Source organism: Pseudomonas mercuritolerans, assembly GCF_025706525.1.
Lineage (GTDB): Bacteria > Pseudomonadota > Gammaproteobacteria > Pseudomonadales > Pseudomonadaceae > Aquipseudomonas > Aquipseudomonas mercuritolerans.
The window spans coordinates 71,443-93,396 of the sequence record NZ_JAMSHA010000001.1 but is presented as its reverse complement, the minus strand read 5'-3'; the positions used below and the strand labels follow the sequence as shown (position 1 = coordinate 93,396).

Genomic DNA, 21,954 nt, shown 5'->3' with positions numbered 1-21,954 from the left:
TTCTCGCACAATTGAGGCAAGCAACAGATGACGGAACAGCTTTGCGTTGTATTCATTCCGGCGCTTTCGGTGGCTTTGCAAAGCGCCGAAACGAACAAAGGCTCCCCACTTACAGAGTCCGAGGCACTCAAAATTCGTGATCACGCGACGTGTGTTGCAGTTCCATTCGACGTCGCCCTGGATATGGAGAACGAACGTGGGTTCCGGGACTTAGTCGCCGAGGACTGCTGGAATGAATGGCAACGACTACGGCTCTCAATGAAGAAATGCCCCCTCTGAATTGCACCCGTACTCAGTCATAAGATGCAGTCTTCACCTGCCCATTGCTGCTGAAATGAGAGGCAGCTATTGGCCGAAAGCCGACATTCGGTGACATCTCTATCTGCATCATCTTGCACCGTGTTCCGGGCAGATCCTCCAGTCGATCCTGGCGGGCTTATCTATTCAAGATCTCCCGCTTCAAGCGGAATTCGCCTGATAACGTCGTCATAAGGCACCAGGTCCAGAAAGGCAGTGACCTCGACTGCCTGCAAATTTTGCATGCGCATGATCCACACGTAGCTGTTGCGATAAGGCGCGCCGTCAGCTGCGGTGGCGGTGCCGTCCCAGTGCACGACGACGTCGTCGCCTTCAGCCCAGATATCCGTCACCGTCGGGCGAACGGGCGAGGCGAGCCGTTTTGCGAAGGGTTGGACTGCGCGTTTGAGGAAGTCATCTCGGCCGCGATAAGTGCCCGCCGAAGGGCTCGTCCCCTTGATTGTCCAGATCACATCGGGAGCCAGGACATCTGTGAAGAACGTCCGGCCGCCCTGAGCCCACTGGTTGAACGCTTGCGCGATGAATTGGCGATTGCGTTCCGTAGTCGGTTCGTTGGCCCTGGCGGGCGCCGGCCCTGCGATGAGTGTGGTGAGGACCAGTGCTAGCGCTGTAGAGAGGCGTTGAACAAGCGTCATTTCCTGTGCTCCTTAATCTGTTCGATGAGCCCCGTCGAGTTGGATGGGCCGTTGTTGTTATCTGTAAGCCGCTAGTTGCGTTCCCTCACGCCGTTGCTCTATATGGGGCTTTGGCAAAGAATCGGCGCGGGTGTGGCCGGCAGTACCTCTGGGCTTCATCTGAAGTGTGACTTATGAGCGGAGGAGGGCTGTTGCAGGATCGTCCTGATTTCTTGCTTGATCATCCGATACCAGTTGTTCAACCGCCGCATGCCCTCGTTATGGAGTTGCGTTTGAGTTCCCTGTCCAAGCTTGTCGATATCATTGGTCGTCACGCCCAGAATGACGGCATTCACAGCACCGCGATTCCGGGTGTCAGCCTGATTCGTTCGGCTTCGCCCACGATGCCTATGCCGGTGGTGTATGAGCCGACACTTTGCCTAGTGGCTCAGGGACGAAAACAAGCGATGCTGGGCACTACCGCCTATGTTTACGATCCGGCCAAATACCTGATTGCATCGGTAGACCTTCCGGTGATGGGCTCGGTCATCGAGGCGAGTGAGGCTGTTCCCTATCTGTGCCTGGCGCTGGATCTCGATACCGCTGTATTGAGTGAACTTGCGCTGCGCCATCCGCTAAGAGAAGAGAGCGTCAGTGCACCGCCGGCAGGCATTACGCTCAACGATACGACTCCAGAACTGCTGGATGCTGCGGTTCGGCTGGCCGGGCTGCTCGACAGGCCACGGGATATCGAAGCGCTCGCTCCGCTGGTGATTCGCGAAATGCTTTATCGCCTTCTAACCGAAAACGGCAACAGCATCATCAGGCAGATGGCACAAGCAGACAGCCGCTTGAACCAGATCGCCAAGGCTATTGCCTGGCTGCGCAGCCACTACAACGAAGCGTGTCGAATAGATCAACTCGTCGAAATCGCCGGCATGAGCCGTTCTTCGTTTCACACGCATTTCAAGGCGATCACCTCGATGAGCCCGCTGGAATTTCGTAACCAGTTGCGGCTACAGGAAGCACGCCGGCTGATGGTCACTGAAGCAGTGGATGCCGCAGAGGCGGGATATGCAGTCGGTTATGAAAGTCCCTCGCAGTTCAGTCGGGACTACGCCCGCTTGTTCGGTATGCCGCCGGCGAAAGACGCTTGGCGGCTGCGCACGGACATTTGTGGAATTTGAATCCAGCACTTTTCTTCGCGCAGAAAAAAACGAGGCCGCATTTCCGGCCTCGTTTTCAATGTGTTCCGCATTACTGTTTGACGCTCAGGTAATCGCCGGTCGTGGCTGGATGACGACTCTTCGCCGTGAGCATGATGGACGTCCTGAGCGATCTCCCAGGCTGGCTGCCCCGAGGTGACTGACAACGAATAGGTATGCCCGGCCCAGGCCATGAACATGGCGAGAGCAAGCGCGATTACTACCGTCGTTGTTAGTGTTTTGCTGTACATGGCGTTAAAGGTTTCAACTCGTTGACCGGGCGTTCAAGCGATTTGCCTAATCCCCCCTGGGGGGATAGGATGCCAGCGATTCATCGAGCCCTGAGACTCAACTCATGAGTGAACACGAACACGAACACAGCCATCCCCACACCCACCAAAGTCATGAGGCGATCATCAAACGCCTCAAACGGGCGGACGGGCATTTGCGCGGCATCATCACCATGATCGAAGAAGGGCGTCAGTGCGTGGATATCGCCCAGCAGCTTCATGCGGTCGAGAAAGCGATCTGCCAGGCCAAACGAACACTCATCCAGGATCACATCGACCACTGCCTCGAAGATACCGTTTCGGCCCTGGGCAATGGCGAGCGCGCACCGCTGGAAGCCTTCAAACAAATCACCAAGTACCTCTAGTTCTGACATGCCCAACTTTGCTGAACTGCTGCAACAAGGCGGGGCTCACGCCTGGCTGTATTTCCCGAGCGCGATTCTGCTCGGCGCCTTGCATGGCCTGGAGCCAGGTCATTCGAAAACCATGATGGCGGCCTTCATCGTGGCCATCCGTGGCTCGGTCAAACAGGCTGTTTTGTTGGGGTTGGCCGCAACGCTTTCGCACACCGCCGTGGTGTGGCTGGTCGCCATCGGCGGCATGTACCTGGGCAAAGGTCTGGACGCTGAAACCACTGAGCCGTATTTCCAGCTTGCTTCGTCTGCACTGATCATCGCGATTGCGTTGTGGATGCTGTGGCGTACCTGGCGCGGTGAGCAGATGTTCAAGTTCGAGCAAGGTGATGATCATCATCACGACGAGCACGAGCATGGCCATCATGATGAGACCCACCAGATCGATACCGGTCATGGCCGTGTTGAACTGTCGATCTTCGAAGAGGGCATGCCACCGCACTGGCGCCTGAAGACCCTGAGCGGACACGCCTGGGCAGCCTCGGATGTTCGCCTGACCACGACGCGTCCGGACGGCAGCAGCCAATCGTTCGCGTTCGTCGAGCGTGAAGGCTTTCTGCATTCGACGGTGGATATTCCGGAACCGCACCAGTTCAGCGCCCGCTTGAGCCTTGGGCATGCCGGGCATTCGCATGATTACGACCTGACGTTCCAGGAGCATGATCACGGGCATGCGCATTCCGAATTGGAAGGCCTGGAGCTGTCGATTGATGGCTATCAGGATGCGCACGAACGTGCTCATGCCAACGACATCCGTAAACGCTTCACCAACCGCGAAGTGACCACGGGTCAGATCGTCATGTTCGGGCTGACTGGCGGCCTGATTCCCTGTCCGGCTGCCATCACTGTCCTGTTGCTGTGCCTGCAAGTCAAAGAGGTCGCGCTCGGCGGCATGCTCGTTCTGTGTTTCAGCATCGGCCTGGCGCTGACTCTGGTCACTGTCGGTGCCGCTGCGGCCATTGGCGCCAGACAGGCTTCCAATCGCTGGCCGTGGCTGGGAACCGTAGCGCGCCGCGCTCCTTACCTGTCCAGCGTGCTGATCATTGGCGTTGGCCTGTATGTCGGCTTTCATGGCTGGATCGGGCTGAGCGCATAAGGCCCTTTGCGCACAGCGGTGGCACTGATGCAAAGGGTTGCCATCGCAACCATAAAACCAACGACTACCACTGCCACTGACGAGCAAAAAGCCCAGCGCAAGGCTGGGCTATCGAGGCGCGCGCGATGAGGGCGAGGCATTAGCGAACGCCTGCATCCGCAGAATTACTCGACCGGCACGACGTTATCCAACGCCTGATTAACCGCCAGTTCGCCGAGCATGACCACTTGCGCGATACCTTGCAGTGTCTTGCGAGCAGATCCTTCAACCATTCCAATCACATCACTCAGCATCACCGAGGCCGAGCCTAGCGATTCGCTAGCGTTGACCAGCAGTTCTTCAGTGGCGGTTTTTGGGTTGGCGAGGAACATGCTGCTGGTTTGGTAGGGCGTGGTTTTGATGGTGTCGCTGGGTTTGAGGTAGTGGTCGAGGGCGCGGTCGGCGGCTTCGTGGAGTTTTTTTGAGTCGAGGGATTCGTAGGGGGAGGTTGGGTCGGTGTTCGGGGGATTCGGTGTGACTTTGAACATGATGTGTCTCCTCGTGCCGCTTGAAAAGGAGCCATCACCCGCTCGCTACCAAACGATGGGTGGCGGCCATGCACAGGTTGGTAGACCGGGACACGAGGCAAAACCGGCGCGCTCGAAAGCGCCCTGCGCATGACCACCATAAAAAGTCAGGCGAAGACTTTCGCCAAATGATGATATTGCGCACCTCGAATACACGGGCTACCAAACCCGATCACTGTTTTTCAGTGACCGGCCAACGATAGAACCACGGCCTGAGGCGCACAAGCCGGCGGATTCTGGCGTAGTCGTAGGCAATGGCGCAAGGCGTTGTAGCTTGCTGGAATAGTCTGGATGTCGGCTTTAAACGGGGTGTTTAGGGAATTGGTTTGGGCTGAGGTTTTGTGTTGATCGGGCTGGCTTCTTCGCGAGCAGGCTCGCTCCCACAGGTGTCGAGTGGGCAATGTTTATAGCGCCGTGCCAATCGGGCCGTCATAGATTTGGAACTTTGCTTTGCTCACCATTTTCCATTGTTTGAGGTGACAACCCTCCAGCTCCTACCCACCTGAACCAAGGAATGACCGTGACGGCTCCCACTCATAAACCTGCTCTGCGCCGGGCTATCACTTTCCCGATGCTGTTTCTGTTTATTCTCGGCGATGTACTCGGCGCGGGTGTTTACGCACTCGCCGGAACCATTGCCGGGGAGGTGGGCGGCGCGATTTGGGTGCCGCTGCTGATCGCGTTGTTCTTCGCCATGTTGACGGCGGGTTCCTACGCAGAACTGGTGACCAAATATCCCCACGCCGGGGCGGCTTCGGTATTCGCGGAAAAAGCCTTCAAGTCACCGCTCATTTCCTTCCTGGTCGGTTTTTGCATGCTGGCGGCTGCGGTCACCAGTGCAGCGGGTTTGTCGCTGGCGTTTGCCGGTGATTACCTCAACGCCTTTGTCGACGTATCGCCGCAGATTGCAGCGCTGGTGTTTCTCCTGGCTATCGGCCTGCTCAACGCGCGGGGGATCAAGGAGTCGCTTGGGGCAAACCTGGTGATGACCGTGATTGAACTGTCCGGGTTGATTCTGGTGATCGTCGCCGCTGTCTGGTATTTCCGCACAGGCAATGCGGACCTGGGACGGACGCTCACGTTCAAACCGGGCGTCAGTCCCGTGCTGGCGGTGCTGGGGGCGGCATTGTTGGCGTTCTATTCCTTCGTTGGCTTCGAAACCTCGGCCAATCTTGCGGAGGAAATCAAAGACGTGCGCAAGGTTTACCCGCGTGCCTTGTTCGCCGCTTTGCTCACCGCTGGCGTGGTTTACATGGCGGTGGGCGTGGCGGCTTCTTCGGTGTTGCCTACCGAGAAGTTGGTGGCAACGTCGGCGCCTTTGCTCGAAGTTGTCCGCGCATCGACCCTCGCAATCCCGCCGGCGCTGTTCTCCTTTATTGCGCTGATCGCTGTGGCCAACGGTGCGTTGTTAACCATGATCATGGCCAGCCGATTGACCTATGGCATGGCGAATCTGGGGCTGTTGCCGGGTGTTTTGGGTGCGGTTCTGCCTGAACGAAAAACTCCGTGGGCTGCAATTGTTGCAACCACGGTGGTAGCGATTGCCCTGACGCTCACCGGTACTTTGGCAACGTTGGCAGAGACAGTGGTTTTGCTGCTGCTGTTCGTTTTTCTGAGTACCAATGTGGCGGTGCTGGTTCTTCGTCGTGACAGGGTCGAGGAGGATCACTTTCGCGTGCCGACCTTCGTTCCGGTGCTTGCGATCGTGTCGTGTCTGGTGCTGCTCAGTCAGCAGGGGTGGGAGACATGGTTGCGCGCGGGGGCGTTGATCATTGTCGGGATGTTGCTGCATGGCTTTTCTCGTATCAATTTTTCTGCGATCAGTAAGGCCGGGTAGTGCAGCAGCTTGGGGAATTGGTGTTGTTTGGGCGGGCGTATTCGCGAGCAGGCTCGCTCCCACAGTGGATGGGTGGTGTTTTTCAGAATGAGTCACACGTTGTCAGTCGGCGGGCGGGTGAGTAAGCTGCCGATATGAATCAGTCCTCAATTTCCCCATCCTTCCCCGGCCCGCGTGGTCCCGTCGATCACGACATTCGTGATCAGATTGTCGCGGCGGCCAACGAGCATTTCAGCCAGTACGGCTACGCCAAGACCACGGTGTCCGATCTGGCCAAGGCCATCGGTTTCTCCAAGGCGTACATCTACAAATTCTTCGATTCCAAGCAGGCGATCGGCGAAGCCATCTGCGCGAACTGTCTGGGGCAGATCGTTATGGCGGTCGAGCAAGCGATCAACGAAGAAGACCTGACGCCCACCGAGCGTTTCCGTCGTTTGGTGAAAACCGTGATCGCTACGGGCGTGAACCTGTTCTTCAACGACCGCAAGCTCTACGACATTGCCGCGTTTGCAGCGGGTGAGAACTGGCCAAGTGCGCAGCGTTACGATGCGCAGATCAAGCGCTTTATTACCGACATTGTCCGCGAAGGGCGCGAGGCCGGTGAGTTCGAGCGCAGGACGCCGCTGGACGAGACGGTCGAGTCGATCCACTTGGCGCTGCGGCCCTTCGTCAATCCACTGATGCTGCAACACAACCTCGATTTCATCGAAGTGGCGCCCACGCTGACTTCGAACCTCATCTTGCGCAGCTTGATGCCTTGACCCTCTGCTGATCCGAATACTCGGATCAGTCGCCCCAACCCCATCCTGTTCCTGACGCAACTACATTTCCGCTGTTCTGTTTGTGACTCTTGACTGGTATGGTCACTAGGGCAACATGGCCGCCGCAGTTTGGTTATTTCAGTGCTGCTTACTGGGTCTCGGTTGATCAGCCTCCCGCGAACAACACCAATCGCGGGCCGCGTATTCAGCGTCGAGATCAACGACACTTCGGCAGGCAAAGGTTCGTACAGCGCCAAATACAAGAACAGCGCCAGCGGGCTCGGTACTTCTGTCAGCTATCGCTTCTGATTCAGCGCTGAACATCGGGCCGGTGACTTTGTGACTGTTGACGATATTGGTCACAAGACTGAGAATATGATGATCATCCTATTTTCAGTGAAGGAATTCCATGCGCCGGCTCCGACCTTTCCCCCTCGCGGTATGTTTGTTGCCCTTGGCCCTGACGGCGTGCGGGGATTCCTCCAGCGCAAAAGATCCACGTACCTTGGCGCCGATTGTCAGATCGGCGGCGGTGCAACCGGCAGAAAATGGATCTCGATCGTTCACCGGCGTCGTCGCTGCGCGCACCCAGGGCGATCTGGGCTTTCGCGTTTCGGGCAAGGTGCTCGAGCGTCTGGTTGATACCGGCCAGACGGTCAAGCGCGGCCAGCCACTGATGCGCCTCGACCCGATCGACCTCGGCCTGCAGGCGCGAGCCCAGCAAGAAGCGGTGAGCGCCGCTCGCGCCCGAGCCATACAGACTGCCGGTGACGAAGCGCGCAATCGCAAACTTGTCGCCGCCGGCGCTATTTCGGCATCGGCCTACGATCAGTTCAAAGCCGCCGCTGACACCGCCAGGGCGCAGCTCAATGCTGCTGTGGCGCAAGCGGACGTAGCGCGCAACGCCTCGGGCTACGCGGTTCTGGTGGCGGACGCTGATGGCGTGGTGGTGGAAACCCTCGCCGAACCCGGGCAAGTCGTCAGCCCGGGACAACCGGTGGTGCGGCTGGCGCGGGCCGGTCAGCGGGAGGCCATCGTCCATCTGCCCGAGACCTTGCGCCCCGCGCCGGGCTCAACCGCTCAGGCAAAACTGTATGGCGATACGTCGGCTGCCGTGAGCGCAAAATTGCGTCTGCTTTCCGATTCGGCTGACAGCACAACTCGTACTTTTGAGGCGCGCTATGTGCTCGAAGGCAGTTTGGCCAATGCGCCAATCGGCTCGACGGTCACCGTCGAAATTGCCCAGGGTTCTTCGCCAGATCAGGCGCTGAAAGTGCCCGTCGCGGCGATCTACGACCCGGGCAAAGGCCCCGGCGTGTGGGTCATCGCCGGCACACCGGCGAAAGTGAGCTGGCGCCCGGTCGAGGTGCTGGGCTTGAGCGATGATTCGGCCCGTGTCGCTGGCCAGCTCAACGTCGGTGAACCGATTGTCGCGCTGGGCGCGCATCTGCTGCGTGATGGCGAAGAAGTGCGCTTGCTTGCCCGCGACGATGGCCAGATTGCCGGGAGTCGTCCATGAGCGAGGGCCGGTTCAACCTTTCCGCTATCGCCGTGCGCCAACGTGCGATCACGGTGTTTCTGATTTTTCTCATCGCCGTGGCCGGCGTCCTGTCGTTCTTCAAATTGGGCCGGGCGGAAGATCCGCCGTTCACGGTCAAGCAGCTAACAGTGATTACCGCGTGGCCGGGGGCGACCGCGCAAGAGATGCAGGATCAGGTTGCCGAACCCCTCGAAAAGCGTCTGCAGGAATTGAAGTGGTACGACCGCACGGAAACCTACACGCGTCCGGGACTGGCATTCACCATGGTTTCGTTGCTCGACAGCACACCGCCGTCGCAAGTGCAGGAAGAGTTCTACCAGGCACGCAAGAAGCTCGATGATGAAGCGATCAGGCTGCCGGCGGGTGTTATCGGGCCGATGGTCAACGACGAGTTCTCCGACGTGACCTTCGCGCTGTTCGCCCTGAAAGCCAAGGGCGAGCCGCAGCGCTTGCTGGTGCGCGACGCGGAAACTTTACGCCAGCGCCTGTTGCACGTGCCGGGGGTGAAAAAGGTCAACATCATCGGCGAGCAGGCCGAGCGGATATTCGTTTCGTTTTCCCATGATCGGCTGGCGACGCTGGGCTTGTCGCCGCAGGACATCTTCGCCGCGCTGAACAATCAGAACGTATTGACGCCGGCCGGGTCGGTCGAAACCAAAGGGCCGGAGGTTTTTCTGCGCGTCGATGGCGCGTTCGACACGCTGCAGAAAATCCGTGACACGCCTGTTGTCGCCCAAGGCCGAACACTCAAGCTGTCTGACGTGGCCACGGTCGAGCGCGGCTACGAAGACCCGGCAACCTTTCTGGTGCGCAACGACGGCGAAGAAGCGTTATTGCTCGGCGTGATCATGCGCGAGGGCTGGAACGGTCTCGATCTGGGCAAGGCGCTGGATGCCGAGACAGTCAGGATCAACGGGGAAATGCCGTTGGGCATGACGCTGTCGAAAGTCACCGATCAGGCGGTGAATATCGACTCGGCCGTCGGCGAGTTCATGGTCAAGTTCTTTGTCGCGCTGCTGGTAGTCATGCTGGTGTGCTTTCTCAGCATGGGCTGGCGCGTCGGCGTGGTCGTTGCAGCGGCGGTGCCGTTGACCCTGGCGATCGTGTTTGTGGTGATGGCGGCCACCGGCAAGAACTTTGACCGGATCACCTTGGGTTCGCTGATTCTGGCGCTCGGCTTGCTGGTCGATGACGCGATCATCGCCATTGAAATGATGGTGGTGAAAATGGAGGAGGGCTACGACCGCATCAAGGCCTCCGCTTATGCCTGGAGCCACACGGCAGCGCCAATGCTGGCCGGTACGCTGGTGACGGCGATTGGCTTTTTGCCCAACGGCTTTGCGCAATCAACGGCAGGCGAATACACCAGCAACATGTTCTGGATTGTCGGCATCGCGCTCATTGCTTCGTGGGTCGTCGCCGTGGCTTTCACGCCGTACCTGGGCGTGAAGCTGTTGCCGGACATCAAGAAAGTCGAAGGCGGGCATGCGGCAATCTACGACACGCCGCGCTACAACCGTTTCCGGCGTGTTCTGGCATGGGTGATCACGCGCAAATGGCTGGTGGCCGGTGCGGTGGTCGCGCTGTTTGCTGTTGCGATTCCGGGCATGGGGCTGGTGAAGAAGCAGTTCTTTCCGACCTCTGACCGCCCTGAAGTGATGATCGAAGTGCAGATGCCCTACGGCACGTCCATCGAGCAGACCAGCGCTGCGGCGGCCAAAGTCGAAGCCTGGCTGCACAAGCAGGATGAAGCAAAAATCGTCACCGCCTATATCGGCCAGGGCGCGCCACGGTTTTTCCTGGCGATGGCGCCTGAGTTGCCGGACCCATCGTTCGCCAAAATCGTCGTGCTGACCGACAGCCAGGACGCCCGTGAAACTCTGAAGTTGCGTTTGCGCGAAGCGGTCGCCGAAGGGCTTGCTCCAGAGGCGCGGGTTCGGGCGACGCAGATCGTATTCGGCCCGTATTCGCCATTTCCGGTGGCCTATCGGGTGATGGGGCCTGATCCGGCGAAATTGCGCGACATCGCCGAGCAGGTCAGGGCAGTGATGCAGGACAGCCCGATGATGAGAACCGTCAACACTGACTGGGGGCCGCTGACGCCGACCTTGCATTTCAACCTGGATCAGGACCGCTTGCAGGCGGTGGGGCTGACGTCCAGCGCAGTCGCCCAGCAGTTGCAGTTTCTGCTCAGCGGCGTGCCGATCACGGCGGTGCGCGAAGACATTCGTTCCGTGCAGGTCGTCGGCCGTGCGGCGGGCAATATCCGCCTCGACCCGGCGCAGATCGAAGGCTTCACCCTGGTCGGCGCAGCGGGGCAGCGCATCCCGCTGTCGCAGATCGGCCAGGTCGAAGTGCGCATGGAAGACCCGATCCTGCGCCGCCGCGATCGCACGCCGACCATCACCGTGCGTGGCGACATCGCCGAAGGTTTGCAGCCACCGGACGTTTCCGGCGCGATCATCCAGCAGTTGCAGCCGATCATCGAAAACCTGCCTTCCGGCTACCGGATTGAACAGGCGGGCGCCATCGAAGAATCCGGCAAGGCCGGCAAAGCGATTCTGCCGTTGCTGCCGATCATGATCGCCATGACGCTGCTCATCATCATCGTCCAGGTACGCTCGATCTCAGCGATGATCATGGTCTTCCTGACCTCGCCGTTAGGCTTGATCGGTGTGGTGCCGACGCTGCTGATCTTCAACCAGCCATTCGGTATCAATGCGCTGGTCGGGTTGATCGCGCTGTCGGGGATTCTGATGCGCAACACGCTGATTCTGATCGGGCAGATTCATCACAATGAGCAGGAAGGCCTAGCGCCGTTCCATGCCGTGGTCGAAGCGACGGTGCAACGGGCGCGGCCGGTGTTGTTGACCGCGCTGGCAGCGATTCTCGCGTTCATTCCGCTGACCCACTCGGTGTTCTGGGGCACGCTGGCGTACACGCTGATCGGCGGCACGTTTGTTGGCACCATCATCACGCTGGTGTTTCTGCCGGCGATGTATGCGATCTGGTTCAGGATTCGGCCTGAAAACAGGGGGCAGGTTCAACCCTCGCGTTCGGTATAAGGTCAAGTTTGAAAGAGGCCCGTCAATGACGGGCCTTTTGCTATCCGCGACTAACTCTCTCTCTTGGCTATTGGAGATTTTCAAGTGTGCGGAGTTGACCCTCGTAATTAACCAGGTCCGCCGCTTATACAGGATGTGATTAATAAGCATCACAGTTGTTTGCGAATTTTGCGGATCAGATTTTCCCATCATTGAAAGAATGCGTTTTGCTGTGGCTAACTTGCTGAAATATAAGTGCGAAAATTCATTTATATCTGTTTGAAATAATGCGCCTGATGTTTTGCGCGACTTTCTCTTAAGAAAAACAGTTTTCATTGGCAAACAAGCTGTTAGCTGGTCATTTATTTTTTAAATTGACGCAGCGTAGATGGCGGGGCTAATTTTTTCTCCAACTTGCTGCGCTGCTTTGTGCGTTATTGCGTATCGCACGATTGAATCTTGTTTGAACGCCATGGCGAATTTCATTTGCCTGGGTATTGGACTTTGTTCGCTCTAAACTTTTTAAAGGGAGAGTCAGTCGTCATGGATTGTTTAAAGGAAACACGAGTCGGCAATGTGCTGTCGGGATGGAATCACTTGTCGGTAGTCGGGCCGATAAATGTGCAGAATACCGCCGGCGCGCGGGTTCAGCTGTCATCGGGCGAATGGCGCGATGATTATATTATGGGCTGGGGATCCTGCCTGTTGGGGCACGATAGTCCGGTCATCAAAAACTCTATTCTCAAGGCACTGGAGCGGGGCTTTCTTCAGCAGTATGAGACCGATGAACATCGTCTGTTGAGTGAGCGGTTCTGTGCGGTCGTTCCCTGCGCCGAAAAGTTGCGGCTGGTCAACTCCGGACTGGAAGCGACCATGTATGCGACGCGTATCGCCCGTGCCGTCACCGGTCGACGCATCATCATCAAGTTCGAAGGGCATTTTCATGGGCTGAATGATTCTTTGACCTGGAACGTGGATTCTTCACCGCGCTCTGGCGCGTTATTGGCGGGAAGAGAACTGGAGCGTTTATCGGGCACTGTGGGAATTCCTGACGAATTCGGCAACTTGACGGTTTCGGTTTCATGGAATGATCTGGAAGCGCTGGAAAATGCTTTTGAAAAATACAAGGACGATGTGGCAGGGGTGATCCTGGAACCTGTTGCATTGAATATCGGATGCATCAGGCCGGATGAAGGTTTTCTGCAAAATGTGCGTGCGCTGACCAGCCGTAAGGGTGCGCTGCTGATCTTCGACGAAGTGCTCACCGGTTTCCGCGCAAACATTGGTGGTGCGCAAAAGGACTTCGGTGTCGTACCCGATATCGCCGCCTTCGGCAAGGCGTTCGGCTGCGGCATGCCGATCGCGGGTATTGCCGGTAAAGCCGAATACATGGACGTAATCGCACCACGCGGTCCTGTTCAGGTCAGCGGGACCAATACGGGGCGATACCTGTCCGTGTCCGCCGCGCTTGCCGCCATCGAGCATTTGCAGGATGGAGCGGTGCACCGGCATATCGCCGCGCTGGAATCGCGCTTGAAGGCCGGGCTTAGGGACGTTTTCGATAAACACCACATACCCTGTCATATCGATGGGTACGGCGGTCGAATCGGCGTCCACATCGGAACCTCCGAACGTCCTAGAACCATGAGGGAGATTGAGCATTTCTACCCGATCGACTTTGCCCAGAAGTTGTTCGCCCTGCTATCCCGTGAGTACAACTTGTATGGCTTTTTGATGCCCCTCAGTTATTGCCCAGAGCCTGTCACCCTGAGTGCATCGCATACGCCTGAAATGTTGGCGGACGCCTGTGAGCGGCTGGATTCGGCACTCAAGAGGGTTCAATACCATGCCAAGTGAACCTGTTACGAAGATTCGCCTGCGCCGATTTGTAAAGGCTGACATGGAAGCTGTTCTTGGGTTGGTCGCCCAGATCGCCTCTGGCGAAGACCTTACCGAGTCTGCGGGTCAGCAATTTGCCAATGAACTTGCCAATCCTCAATTTGAGGGAGGGCGATTTGTCGCCACAGTGGACGGACGGGTGATCGGGACGATGGGCTGCGCCGCAGGTCCGATCCCCTCGAAGTCTGTCCTGTGGGCAGACTGGTTGATTGTTGATAGCGAATACCGTCGATACGGGGTGGCTTCGTTGTTATATGACGAAATTGAAAAGTATGCTCTGGCAAATGAAAAGACATGGTTATGTCTGGATATAGGAAATATTGACAAAGAGCGTGCAGCCTACCGTTTTCATTTACGCAATGGTTTTCAAATCGTCGGGCAGCTTCCCGATTACTGGGGAGAACTTGAACACCTGAACATCATGGCTAAATCTCTTATCTCAAAGGAATGAATAATCATGGGCGTTTTAAGTGACATCACTGCACTGCAGGATGAGGCGGTTTATTGCCGCGAAAAAGGTTTGACTATCGGTCTTTGTCACGGCTGTTTCGATATTGTGCATCCTGGGCACCTTTATCATTTGCAACGTGCCAGAACAATGGTGGATCGATTGTTCGTGTCAGTTACCGCCGACCCATATGTCAATAAAGGAGCGGACCGGCCGGTATTCCCCGATCAAAAACGCGCAGAGTTTCTTGCCTCTATTCGCTATTGCGATCATGTCATCGTAAATCACACACCCACTGCTGAATTGATGATCAAGACGCTGCGTCCCAACCTCTATTTCAAGGGTGCGGATTACAGTGACGGGTCAGACGTGAGACTTCAGGCGGAGCGCGCACTGGTTGAAAGCGCAGGGGGGCGAATGATCTTGACGGACGACAAGATATTCGACTCGACGTCCAGAATCGCCCGGCTCGTCATGTCCACGCACAGATGACAGGTAAGCAATCATGTCGAAACTTTTGCTGATTGACCTCGACGGAACAATGATCGACACGCCGCATTTTCAAGCGTGGAGCAACGCCGCTCACAGACTTGCCGGCAAACAACTGACTCAGCGCGAATACATTGACCACATTGCCGGACGTCCTCGCATGGAAGGCGCTTCACGATTGCTGGCGCTGATCACCGATGACATCGGTGCTGAAATGACCGGCTCGCTCAGCGCAGACGAACTGGCGCAGCACAAACAAAAGGAATTTCTACAGCTCTCCCAAGGCACTGAGCTGTTCGAGGACGCAAAGCGATTGCTGGAACGTATTGCACAAGCCGCACAGCCAGTGATGTTTTATACGGCGTCTCTGAATGCGCCGCAGTTGTTCGAGGCGGCTATCGAGCGCTCCAGTCTGCGGCAAGAATCCAGGTTGTCGATTACCCGACAGGCGCCCGGTCAGAGCCGCGAAGCACTGATTCAACAACTGGTCGGAAGCCGCGATCCGCAGGATGTCGAGCTGATTGACGACAGTCCCTATGCAACGGATCTGGCCTGTGGCCTGGGGCTCCATGCCTGGCAGATCCGCCGGCATGATCTTGAACCCAAGGCTGCTCATCCACAGGCATCAATGCTGTCATCGCTTGATGAATACCCCCTGGCAAACCCATCCCAAGGAAGGACCATGAATAATCAATCCGCTGTTCTCGTTACAGGCGGTGCGGGCTACATTGGCTCGCGTCTGGTACCAAAACTGCTGGCTGCCGGTTACCGGGTCCGGGTACTGGATGCGCTTTATTTCGGCAACGGCCTGGAGGGCGTGATGAACCATCCGGCACTGGAATTCATAAAGGGCGATATTCGCGATCCGCTGCTCGTCGAGCAGTCGCTTCGGGGGATGCACACCGTTGTCCATCTTGCCGCAGTGGCCAATGATCCCAGTTTCAATTCGGCACCCGAACTCGGCCAGTCCATCAATATCGATTGTCTGCCGCATCTCATGAGCAGTGCAAAGCGCCTTGGCTGCCGGCGCTTTATCTATGCATCCTCAGCCAGTGTCTACGGCGTCAATACAGAACCATTTGTCGATGAGCGCCAACCCTGCGTGCCCATCACCGACTACAACCGCTTCAAGGCTGACGGCGAAAAAATACTGTTCGGGCTCACTGATGCATCCTTTGAAACCGTCGCGGTTCGAGCCGCTACCGTGTGCGGCTGGTCGCCTCGCCAGCGCCTGGATCTGACCGTCAATATCCTTACCGCCAGTGCGCTGGCGCGCGGTGAAATTACCGTGTTCGGCGGCAGTCAATACCGCCCCAATGTGCATATCGGCGATCTGACCCGGCTGTATACGATGCTCGTGGAGCGCGAATCGCTGGACGAAGTCTGCGGAACCGCAATCAACGTCGGCTACGAAAACCACACGGTGACCGAGATAGCCGATCAGGTGAAACAGGTTGTCGATCGCTACTTCCTCGTCAACGTGCCGATCACCACTACCCGCAGCGATGATGTTCGGTCTTACCGTCTGGATTCGCGACGGGTGCAGGAGACACTGGGTTTCGAGTTCATCTATTCGATCAGGGATGCCATCGTGGAAATCTGCGAGCAATGGCAATCCGGGAACTTCAACGACAGTGACGATGTGTTGTCCGACACCCGCTATCACAATGTGCGCAACATGCTGCACAAAGACTGGTCGTTCCAGCCGTCTGGGGACACGTCGTGCTGACCATCGCTTATGGAGAGGAGTGCGAGGATATCGTCGGTATCGAGCCGCGGACATCGTCCTTCGCAGCCTGCGTGGCAATGCTGGCCAATCCCTTGATCGGCGTGCGCCCGCATGTGCCCAGTGCCTCGCCGCGCACACGGCGAACGCAACTGCTCTGCGCGGGGGTCTATGCACCCGGGGTCGGCGTTTCGCGGGAGATCATTTCTTTGCCAGCGCCGGCAGTCCTGCGCCTCTACGATGTGGACACGGGCGAACCTCTCGAGCCATCAGGCGATGGACCGGCGGTGGTGTTGGCAATGGATCAGGCGACAGTCAGCAGCCGCGAGCTGTTCCAACTGCGGGGCGTCCGTTATGAGCTGACGATTGATCAGTTCATTGATGCCCCTGATGACAGCGCCGTGTCGACCCGCATCAGTCTGACTCGACTGGGCGAGCCGACCGGTGCGCACCGATTGCGACTGGATTACGGCGTGGATGGCAGTGCCGAGAATGAATACCTGGGCACCAGTGACTGGCTGACCGCCCGACATTACCGTTTTGGGCAAAGTGTTGTCGATCGAACGGCCTTCACTGTGGATGTCGATGCCGCAGAGTATCGGCTGCGCTACGACGTACGTGTCGAACAGTCCGGTTCAGCGGCGAGTTCCGTTGTTTGCTGGCGACACGGCCTGCAGGGTTGTATTGCTTCCGTCACCATGGATTTCAACTCGGTGCTGCAGCATCGCATCGCCACGCATTGGCGGGTTGCAATCGATGGCGAGCACAGTATGCCCGACGCGCTTTCTGGCGACTTCGATGTGACCCATATCCAGAGCAGCCATCTTGACCGATGGAGCAGGATCTGGAGCGAGCATGACGTCACTGTTCAAACCGCGCAGAGACGTACCGATCTGGGCATCAAATACGCGATGTTTCAATTGCTACAGCACGGCGTGGGAGTCGCACCCCCCGAGCGGGGAACGCTCTCGCCGGCGCGCGGCCTGACCAGTACGTATCACTCCGGAGCGACGTTTTTCGATACCGAACTGCACAAGTGCATGTTCTGGATCTGGAACGAACCCGGTGTCGCCAGGGCGTTGATTGACTATCGCTACCACTGTCTGGAACAAGCGCGGGAGTTTGCTCGGGCCAGTGGCTATGAGGGAGCGCGTTTTCCGGAAGCAGCCAATGATCGAGGGCGGGAAAATGGTCCCCATTATGTGCTGGCGTATCCCGAACAGGACATTCGACGAGAGTGGAGTGTCCATGAGGTGCTCCACATTTCGGCAGACGTTTGCTATGCCGTGAACAAATACTGGAAGGTCACCGGTGACGATGCGTTCATGATCTCTCGCGGCTTTGAAATGCTGCTTGAGTGCGCCCGTTTCGCCGCGTCCGTGTTCAAGTGGTCCGAGAGTCGTCAGGCGTATGTCGTTGAATCGGTCATGGGGCCGGACGAATACCACTATCATGTGGACAACAGCTTTTTTACCAATTACATGCTGCGCTGGTGTCTCCGGTCAACGCTTTCCCTGTGCGACCGGCCGGGCTTTCCGGGATTGCCCGAGGCACAGTCCAGGCGCTGGCAGTCGATAGCCGATAACGTCTTTCTGCCCTGGATCACTGTGGGTGGCGTGGTCATTCCTGAAGAGTTCGAGGGTTATGCCGCCTTACCTGACACGCAGCTGCGTTCCGACAAAAAGCGTGGGCCGCAGTTTGCGGACGAGGCCGAACGGGAGAGCGCAGAGAATCTGCAGAATTTCGCGTCGCAGGTGGTCAAACAGGCGGACATCGTGTTGTTGATGTCGATGTTCCCAGAAGATTTTTCAACGGACGTGAAACGCGCAGCGTTCCAATATTATGAACCGCGTACGGTGCATGAATCGTCATTGAGCTACGGCCCGCACGCGGTTGTCGCCGCGCACTTGGGCAAGACGTCGATCAGTGCCGATTTCATTGCTCGGGCCAGCCGCTACAAACTGGATTTCACCCCGCTCGACGACTACAGCAATGGCCTGCATCTTTCCGCCTATGCCGGAGCCTGGCAGGGCTTGGTGGAAGGGCTGGCAGGACTTGATCTCATTGCGGACCAACTGGCCTTCCGCCCGAGGTTGCCCGCCGATTGGGATGCCTACCACTTCACCCTTGAGTTTCGGGGCCGCCGTCTGCGCATTTGCGTAATCGGAGACGATGAGCTGGAAATCCGCGAGGGCGGCCGGCAGTTGCCAACCGAACGTGGCCAGGATGGATATATATGCCTCAAGGAGGGGCACCGATGATTTCTATCAAAGAACGCTTATCCCCCTATAACGATGCGCTGCGAGTCTTGCCTTTTCGCAAGTTGCTGATCGGCCAGGGCCTGTCGATGGCCGGCGACGCCATCTGTCTGGCGGCGCTGCCGATAGCGCTGATCCGCCACGGTTTTGGTGGTGATGTGTTTGGCTTCATCATGGCCGCAGTCGGGGTAGGGACCGTCATCGGTGCTCTGGCCGGAGGGATGCTGGCGGATCGCAAGTCGCCTCGACAGGTGCTCATCTACACCGATACGGCCCGAGGCATGGCGCAGCTTGCGGCCGTCGCACTGCTTCTGACCGGTGCGCCTTGGGGCTGGCTGGTGCTGGCCTATCTGATCTTCGGCATCGGCATCGGCGTTTCTCGGCCCTGCGCGCAGGTGCTGCTGGTCAGCCTGTTACCCAAAAAGGCGCTGGTCGCGGGCAACGGCGCGATGAACTTCCTCGATAACCTGATCGCCATTCTGTTTCCGGCGACGTTGGGCGTGTTCATCATCTTGTGGGATCCGGTCTGGGGGATACTGATCGATGGCTTGACCTTCTTCGGCGCGGCGATTTACACCGCTCAGTTACCGAATGTCGGCCGTCATGAATCCGAAGAAGAGTTCTCCCTGCGCGAGGCGTTCAAGGGCATCACCGTGGTCAGCCGTAACGCCACGCTGCTGCTGGGGTTTGCGGCGACGCTGGTGGTGAACGTGCTGTGTTTTCCGATTTTTCTGGTCGTTGCACCCTACGCGATCAGTCTTCGTTTCAGCGAAGAAATGTGGGGATATTGCCTGGCAGCATCAGGGTTCGGCGCTTGTCTCGGATCGGTTGTCACCGTGCTGGCCTCGGGGCACGAACGCCTGGTGGGCCTTGCGGTGGTATGCGGGTTGTTCCTGGCCGGAGCGATGGCGTTACTCGGGCTGGGGACGACGGCATGGATGGCGGTTCTGGGGGCGACGTTCGTCGGTATCGTCGAAGCGTCCTGGCTCACCGGCTGGGCAACCGCCATGCAAACACTGTCGCCCGAAAAGGATCTGGGCAAAGTCGTGGCGGTGGATACCTTTGTCACCAGCGGTGTGCACCCGTTCATTTATCTGGGCAGCGGCGTAGTCGGCGGGATGATCGGCTATTCCCAGACGCTTGCGTTGACCGCCGTCATCAGCGCGGTTGGCACTCTGCTGATCGTCCTGACGTCCATCATGTTCATGCCAGGGAGTGCGCGTAATGATCAAGTGCAATAACGTACAGGAACAGGCCCAGGATCTCTGTGGCGAGATCTTTGAACGCTGGCGGGAGCTGTTGCAATCGGGCGAGTTCATTCTCGGCGATCAGGTTCTGGCGTTCGAGTCATGGATGTCGGATCGTTGTGGCGGCGCGCACGCCGTTGCCCTCAATTCAGGCACGGATGCGCTGTTTCTGGCATTGCGCGCGCTCGATATCGGCCCCGGTGACGAGGTGATCACCTGCGCCAATACCTTTGTTGCCACAGTCGGAGCCATTGTTGCTGTTGGTGCCCGGCCGATCCTGGCAGATGTGGGTGACGATGAACTCCTGAGCGTCGAGACGATTGCGCCACTTGTGACTGATCGGACCAAAGCCGTGATTCCTGTCTATCTGCGCGGACGCCCTCTGGATATCGACCCAATCATCGACCTGTGCCGCTCGCGCGGGGTTGCCGTGATCGAGGATTGCGCTCAGGCGATAGGCACCATGATCGATGGCCGGCAAGTCGGCACTCGCGCTGATGCGTCAGCGTTTTCCATGCATCCGTTGAAGACGCTCGGTGGTCTGGGTGACGGCGGGATGCTGGTGACTCGCGATCCGGGAATTGCCGAGTACGCGCGGATTGCACGTAATCACGGCCTGGAAAACCGTAACGAATCGATCCGGTTCGGCATCAACTCCAGACTCGACTCGTTGCAGGCAGCAGCACTCAACATCAAAGCGCAGTATCTGGATCAGTGGCTGAAGCGGCGCGTGGAAATTGCCGCATTCTATGATGACGTCCTCTCGACAACCCGCACGGGCACTGACCTGGGGCGCGGCAAACCGGGAAATGCCTACTATCACTATGTCGTGCAATCCACGCACCGTGACGAGCTGCAGGCTTATCTGGCAGAGAACGATGTGCAAGCGGCCATTCATTATCCGGTGCCCATTCATTGGCAGAAGGCATGGTTGAGTAGTCAGCCACGCATCGCGTTACCCACAACCGAACGCCTGTCCCGGCAAATGATCACACTTCCTTGTCACCATCATTTGTCGGATGGCGACGTGGAAAAGGTCGTCACGCTGATCAAGCAATTTGAACGCACGGTGAGGTGGTGAGCGTCGATATCGAATGTGTCGTGATTGGCGCCGGAGTGCTCGGGCTGGCTGTCGCCCGGGCCCTGGCCTTGAGCGGCCGTGAAGTGATTGTGGTGGAGGCGGCTGAACGCATTGGCACGGGCATGAGCTCGCGCAATTCAGAAGTCATTCACGCCGGCATCTACTACCCCACTGGCAGCCTCAAGGCGCAAATGTGCGTCGACGGCAGGCATCGCCTGTATGCCTTTTGCGAAGCGCACGCAGTAGCGCGCCAACCTCTGGGCAAGCTTGTTGTCGCAACCGATGAGGCGCAGTGCGGGGCATTGCAGCGGTTATGGCAGCAGGGACGGCGCAATGGCGTCAACGACCTGCAACTGCTCAGCGCCCGGCAGGCGCTGGAACTGGAGCCTGAGTTGTCATGTATCGCGGCACTCTGGTCGCCCTCTACCGCAATTGTCGACTCCCATGCCTTGATGCTTGCCTTGCAGGCAGACGCCGAAGCGGCGGGCACCTCGTTTGCCTTTAACACGCCGTTCGAATCGGCCTGTCGTCGCCCGCAGGGTTTTGAGTTGCAGATCGGCGGTGCGCAACCCATGAACGTCAGCTGTGGCGAACTGATCAACTGTGCGGGCTTGTCTGCGCCCCAGCTTGCGGGTCACATTGTCGGTCTGTCTTCACGATACGTCCCGTTGGCCAGGTTGTGCAAAGGCAGCTACTTCAGCTTCAGCGGTCGGATACCTTTTCGCCATCTCATCTATCCCGCGCCCGAAGCCGCGGGTCTTGGCGTGCACATGACGCTTGACCTGGGGGGGCAGGCGCGTTTCGGACCGGATGTCGAGTGGATCGATCAGGTTGATTACCGTGTGGATCCTCAGCGGGCCGAAGGTTTCTATCAGGCGATTCGCCGCTATTGGCCCGGCCTGCCCGATGGCAGCCTGGAACCGGCCTATAGCGGCATCCGCCCGAAAATCAACGCCGTACACGAACCGGCGGCGGACTTTGTCATCAGTGGCCCATCGGCGCATGGAGTGCCGGGGCTGGTTAATCTGTTCGGCATCGAATCTCCAGGATTGACGAGCTGTCTCGCCATCGCGGAGCGTGTCGTACAGGCGCTCGGGCAAAATTGACCAGCCTTTGTCCAGA

General features: G+C 58.1%; 18 protein-coding genes. 16 read left to right on the top strand and 2 right to left on the bottom strand.

Annotation, left to right across the window (positions count from 1 at the left end):
• Positions 1-440: 440 nt before the first annotated feature.
• Positions 441-953, bottom strand: a complete 513-nt coding sequence (locus ND528_RS00355) for a nuclear transport factor 2 family protein (protein ID WP_263469316.1) — start codon at positions 951-953, stop codon at positions 441-443.
• Positions 954-1,144: 191 nt separating this feature from the next.
• Between ND528_RS00355 and ND528_RS00350 the strand changes: the two genes are divergently transcribed.
• The 4 genes from ND528_RS00350 to ND528_RS00335 all read left to right on the top strand — a co-directional run bounded on the left by ND528_RS00350 (position 1,145) and on the right by ND528_RS00335 (position 4,016).
• A complete protein-coding gene (locus ND528_RS00350; RefSeq protein ID WP_263469315.1) occupies positions 1,145-2,119 on the top strand; it encodes an AraC family transcriptional regulator in 975 nt (324 codons plus the stop codon).
• Between the two features lie 373 nt (positions 2,120-2,492).
• Positions 2,493-2,792 (top strand): metal-sensing transcriptional repressor, encoded by a 300-nt coding sequence (locus ND528_RS00345; protein WP_150635596.1) that lies wholly within the window; start codon positions 2,493-2,495, stop codon positions 2,790-2,792.
• Between the two features lie 7 nt (positions 2,793-2,799).
• A complete protein-coding gene (locus ND528_RS00340; protein ID WP_263469314.1) occupies positions 2,800-3,936 on the top strand; it encodes a nickel/cobalt efflux protein RcnA in 1,137 nt (378 codons plus the stop codon).
• Positions 3,915-4,016 (top strand): YHYH domain-containing protein, encoded by a 102-nt coding sequence (locus ND528_RS00335; protein ID WP_263469792.1) that lies wholly within the window; start codon positions 3,915-3,917, stop codon positions 4,014-4,016. The genes ND528_RS00340 and ND528_RS00335 overlap by 22 nt, the downstream gene beginning before the upstream one ends.
• Before the next feature lie 84 nt (positions 4,017-4,100).
• On the opposite strand, the gene ND528_RS00330 is transcribed toward ND528_RS00335, so the two are convergent.
• The gene (locus ND528_RS00330; protein ID WP_263469313.1) at positions 4,101-4,463 is read right to left on the bottom strand and encodes a DUF6124 family protein; all 363 of its coding nucleotides are present in this window, start codon (positions 4,461-4,463) and stop codon (positions 4,101-4,103) included.
• A 553-nt stretch (positions 4,464-5,016) separates the two neighbouring features.
• Here ND528_RS00330 and ND528_RS00325 point away from each other — a divergent pair.
• The 12 genes from ND528_RS00325 to ND528_RS00265 all read left to right on the top strand — a co-directional run bounded on the left by ND528_RS00325 (position 5,017) and on the right by ND528_RS00265 (position 21,938).
• A complete protein-coding gene (locus ND528_RS00325; RefSeq protein WP_263469312.1) occupies positions 5,017-6,339 on the top strand; it encodes an APC family permease in 1,323 nt (440 codons plus the stop codon).
• Positions 6,340-6,473: 134 nt separating this feature from the next.
• Positions 6,474-7,100 carry a TetR/AcrR family transcriptional regulator gene (locus ND528_RS00320; protein WP_263469311.1) on the top strand — a complete coding sequence of 209 codons (627 nt, stop codon included), beginning with the start codon at positions 6,474-6,476 and terminating at the stop codon, positions 7,098-7,100.
• A 409-nt stretch (positions 7,101-7,509) separates the two neighbouring features.
• Positions 7,510-8,619 carry an efflux RND transporter periplasmic adaptor subunit gene (locus ND528_RS00310; RefSeq protein ID WP_263469310.1) on the top strand — a complete coding sequence of 370 codons (1,110 nt, stop codon included), beginning with the start codon at positions 7,510-7,512 and terminating at the stop codon, positions 8,617-8,619.
• Entirely contained in the window at positions 8,616-11,705 is a 3,090-nt protein-coding gene (locus tag ND528_RS00305) for an efflux RND transporter permease subunit (protein ID WP_263469309.1), read from the top strand. The genes ND528_RS00310 and ND528_RS00305 overlap by 4 nt, the downstream gene beginning before the upstream one ends.
• Positions 11,706-12,143: 438 nt before the next feature.
• The gene (locus tag ND528_RS00300) at positions 12,144-13,541 is read left to right on the top strand and encodes an aspartate aminotransferase family protein (protein ID WP_263469308.1); all 1,398 of its coding nucleotides are present in this window, start codon (positions 12,144-12,146) and stop codon (positions 13,539-13,541) included.
• Positions 13,531-14,034, top strand: coding sequence for a GNAT family N-acetyltransferase (locus ND528_RS00295; RefSeq protein ID WP_263469307.1), 504 nt, complete (start codon positions 13,531-13,533; stop codon positions 14,032-14,034). The genes ND528_RS00300 and ND528_RS00295 overlap by 11 nt, the downstream gene beginning before the upstream one ends.
• Positions 14,035-14,040: 6 nt before the next feature.
• Positions 14,041-14,523 carry an adenylyltransferase/cytidyltransferase family protein gene (locus ND528_RS00290; protein ID WP_039758830.1) on the top strand — a complete coding sequence of 161 codons (483 nt, stop codon included), beginning with the start codon at positions 14,041-14,043 and terminating at the stop codon, positions 14,521-14,523.
• A gap of 13 nt (positions 14,524-14,536) precedes the next feature.
• On the top strand, positions 14,537-16,249 hold the full coding sequence (locus ND528_RS00285) for an NAD-dependent epimerase/dehydratase family protein (RefSeq protein WP_263469306.1): 1,713 nt from the start codon (positions 14,537-14,539) through the stop codon (positions 16,247-16,249).
• The gene (locus tag ND528_RS00280) at positions 16,243-18,507 is read left to right on the top strand and encodes a glycosyl hydrolase family 65 protein (protein ID WP_263469305.1); all 2,265 of its coding nucleotides are present in this window, start codon (positions 16,243-16,245) and stop codon (positions 18,505-18,507) included. The genes ND528_RS00285 and ND528_RS00280 overlap by 7 nt, the downstream gene beginning before the upstream one ends.
• Complete coding sequence (locus ND528_RS00275) at positions 18,504-19,745, top strand: MFS transporter (protein WP_263469304.1); 1,242 nt, start codon at positions 18,504-18,506, stop codon at positions 19,743-19,745. The genes ND528_RS00280 and ND528_RS00275 overlap by 4 nt, the downstream gene beginning before the upstream one ends.
• Entirely contained in the window at positions 19,729-20,832 is a 1,104-nt protein-coding gene (locus tag ND528_RS00270; protein ID WP_258711540.1) for a DegT/DnrJ/EryC1/StrS family aminotransferase, read from the top strand. Before ND528_RS00275 ends, ND528_RS00270 begins: the two co-directional genes overlap by 17 nt.
• The gene (locus ND528_RS00265) at positions 20,829-21,938 is read left to right on the top strand and encodes an NAD(P)/FAD-dependent oxidoreductase (protein WP_130910121.1); all 1,110 of its coding nucleotides are present in this window, start codon (positions 20,829-20,831) and stop codon (positions 21,936-21,938) included. Before ND528_RS00270 ends, ND528_RS00265 begins: the two co-directional genes overlap by 4 nt.
• Positions 21,939-21,954 lie beyond the last annotated feature (16 nt).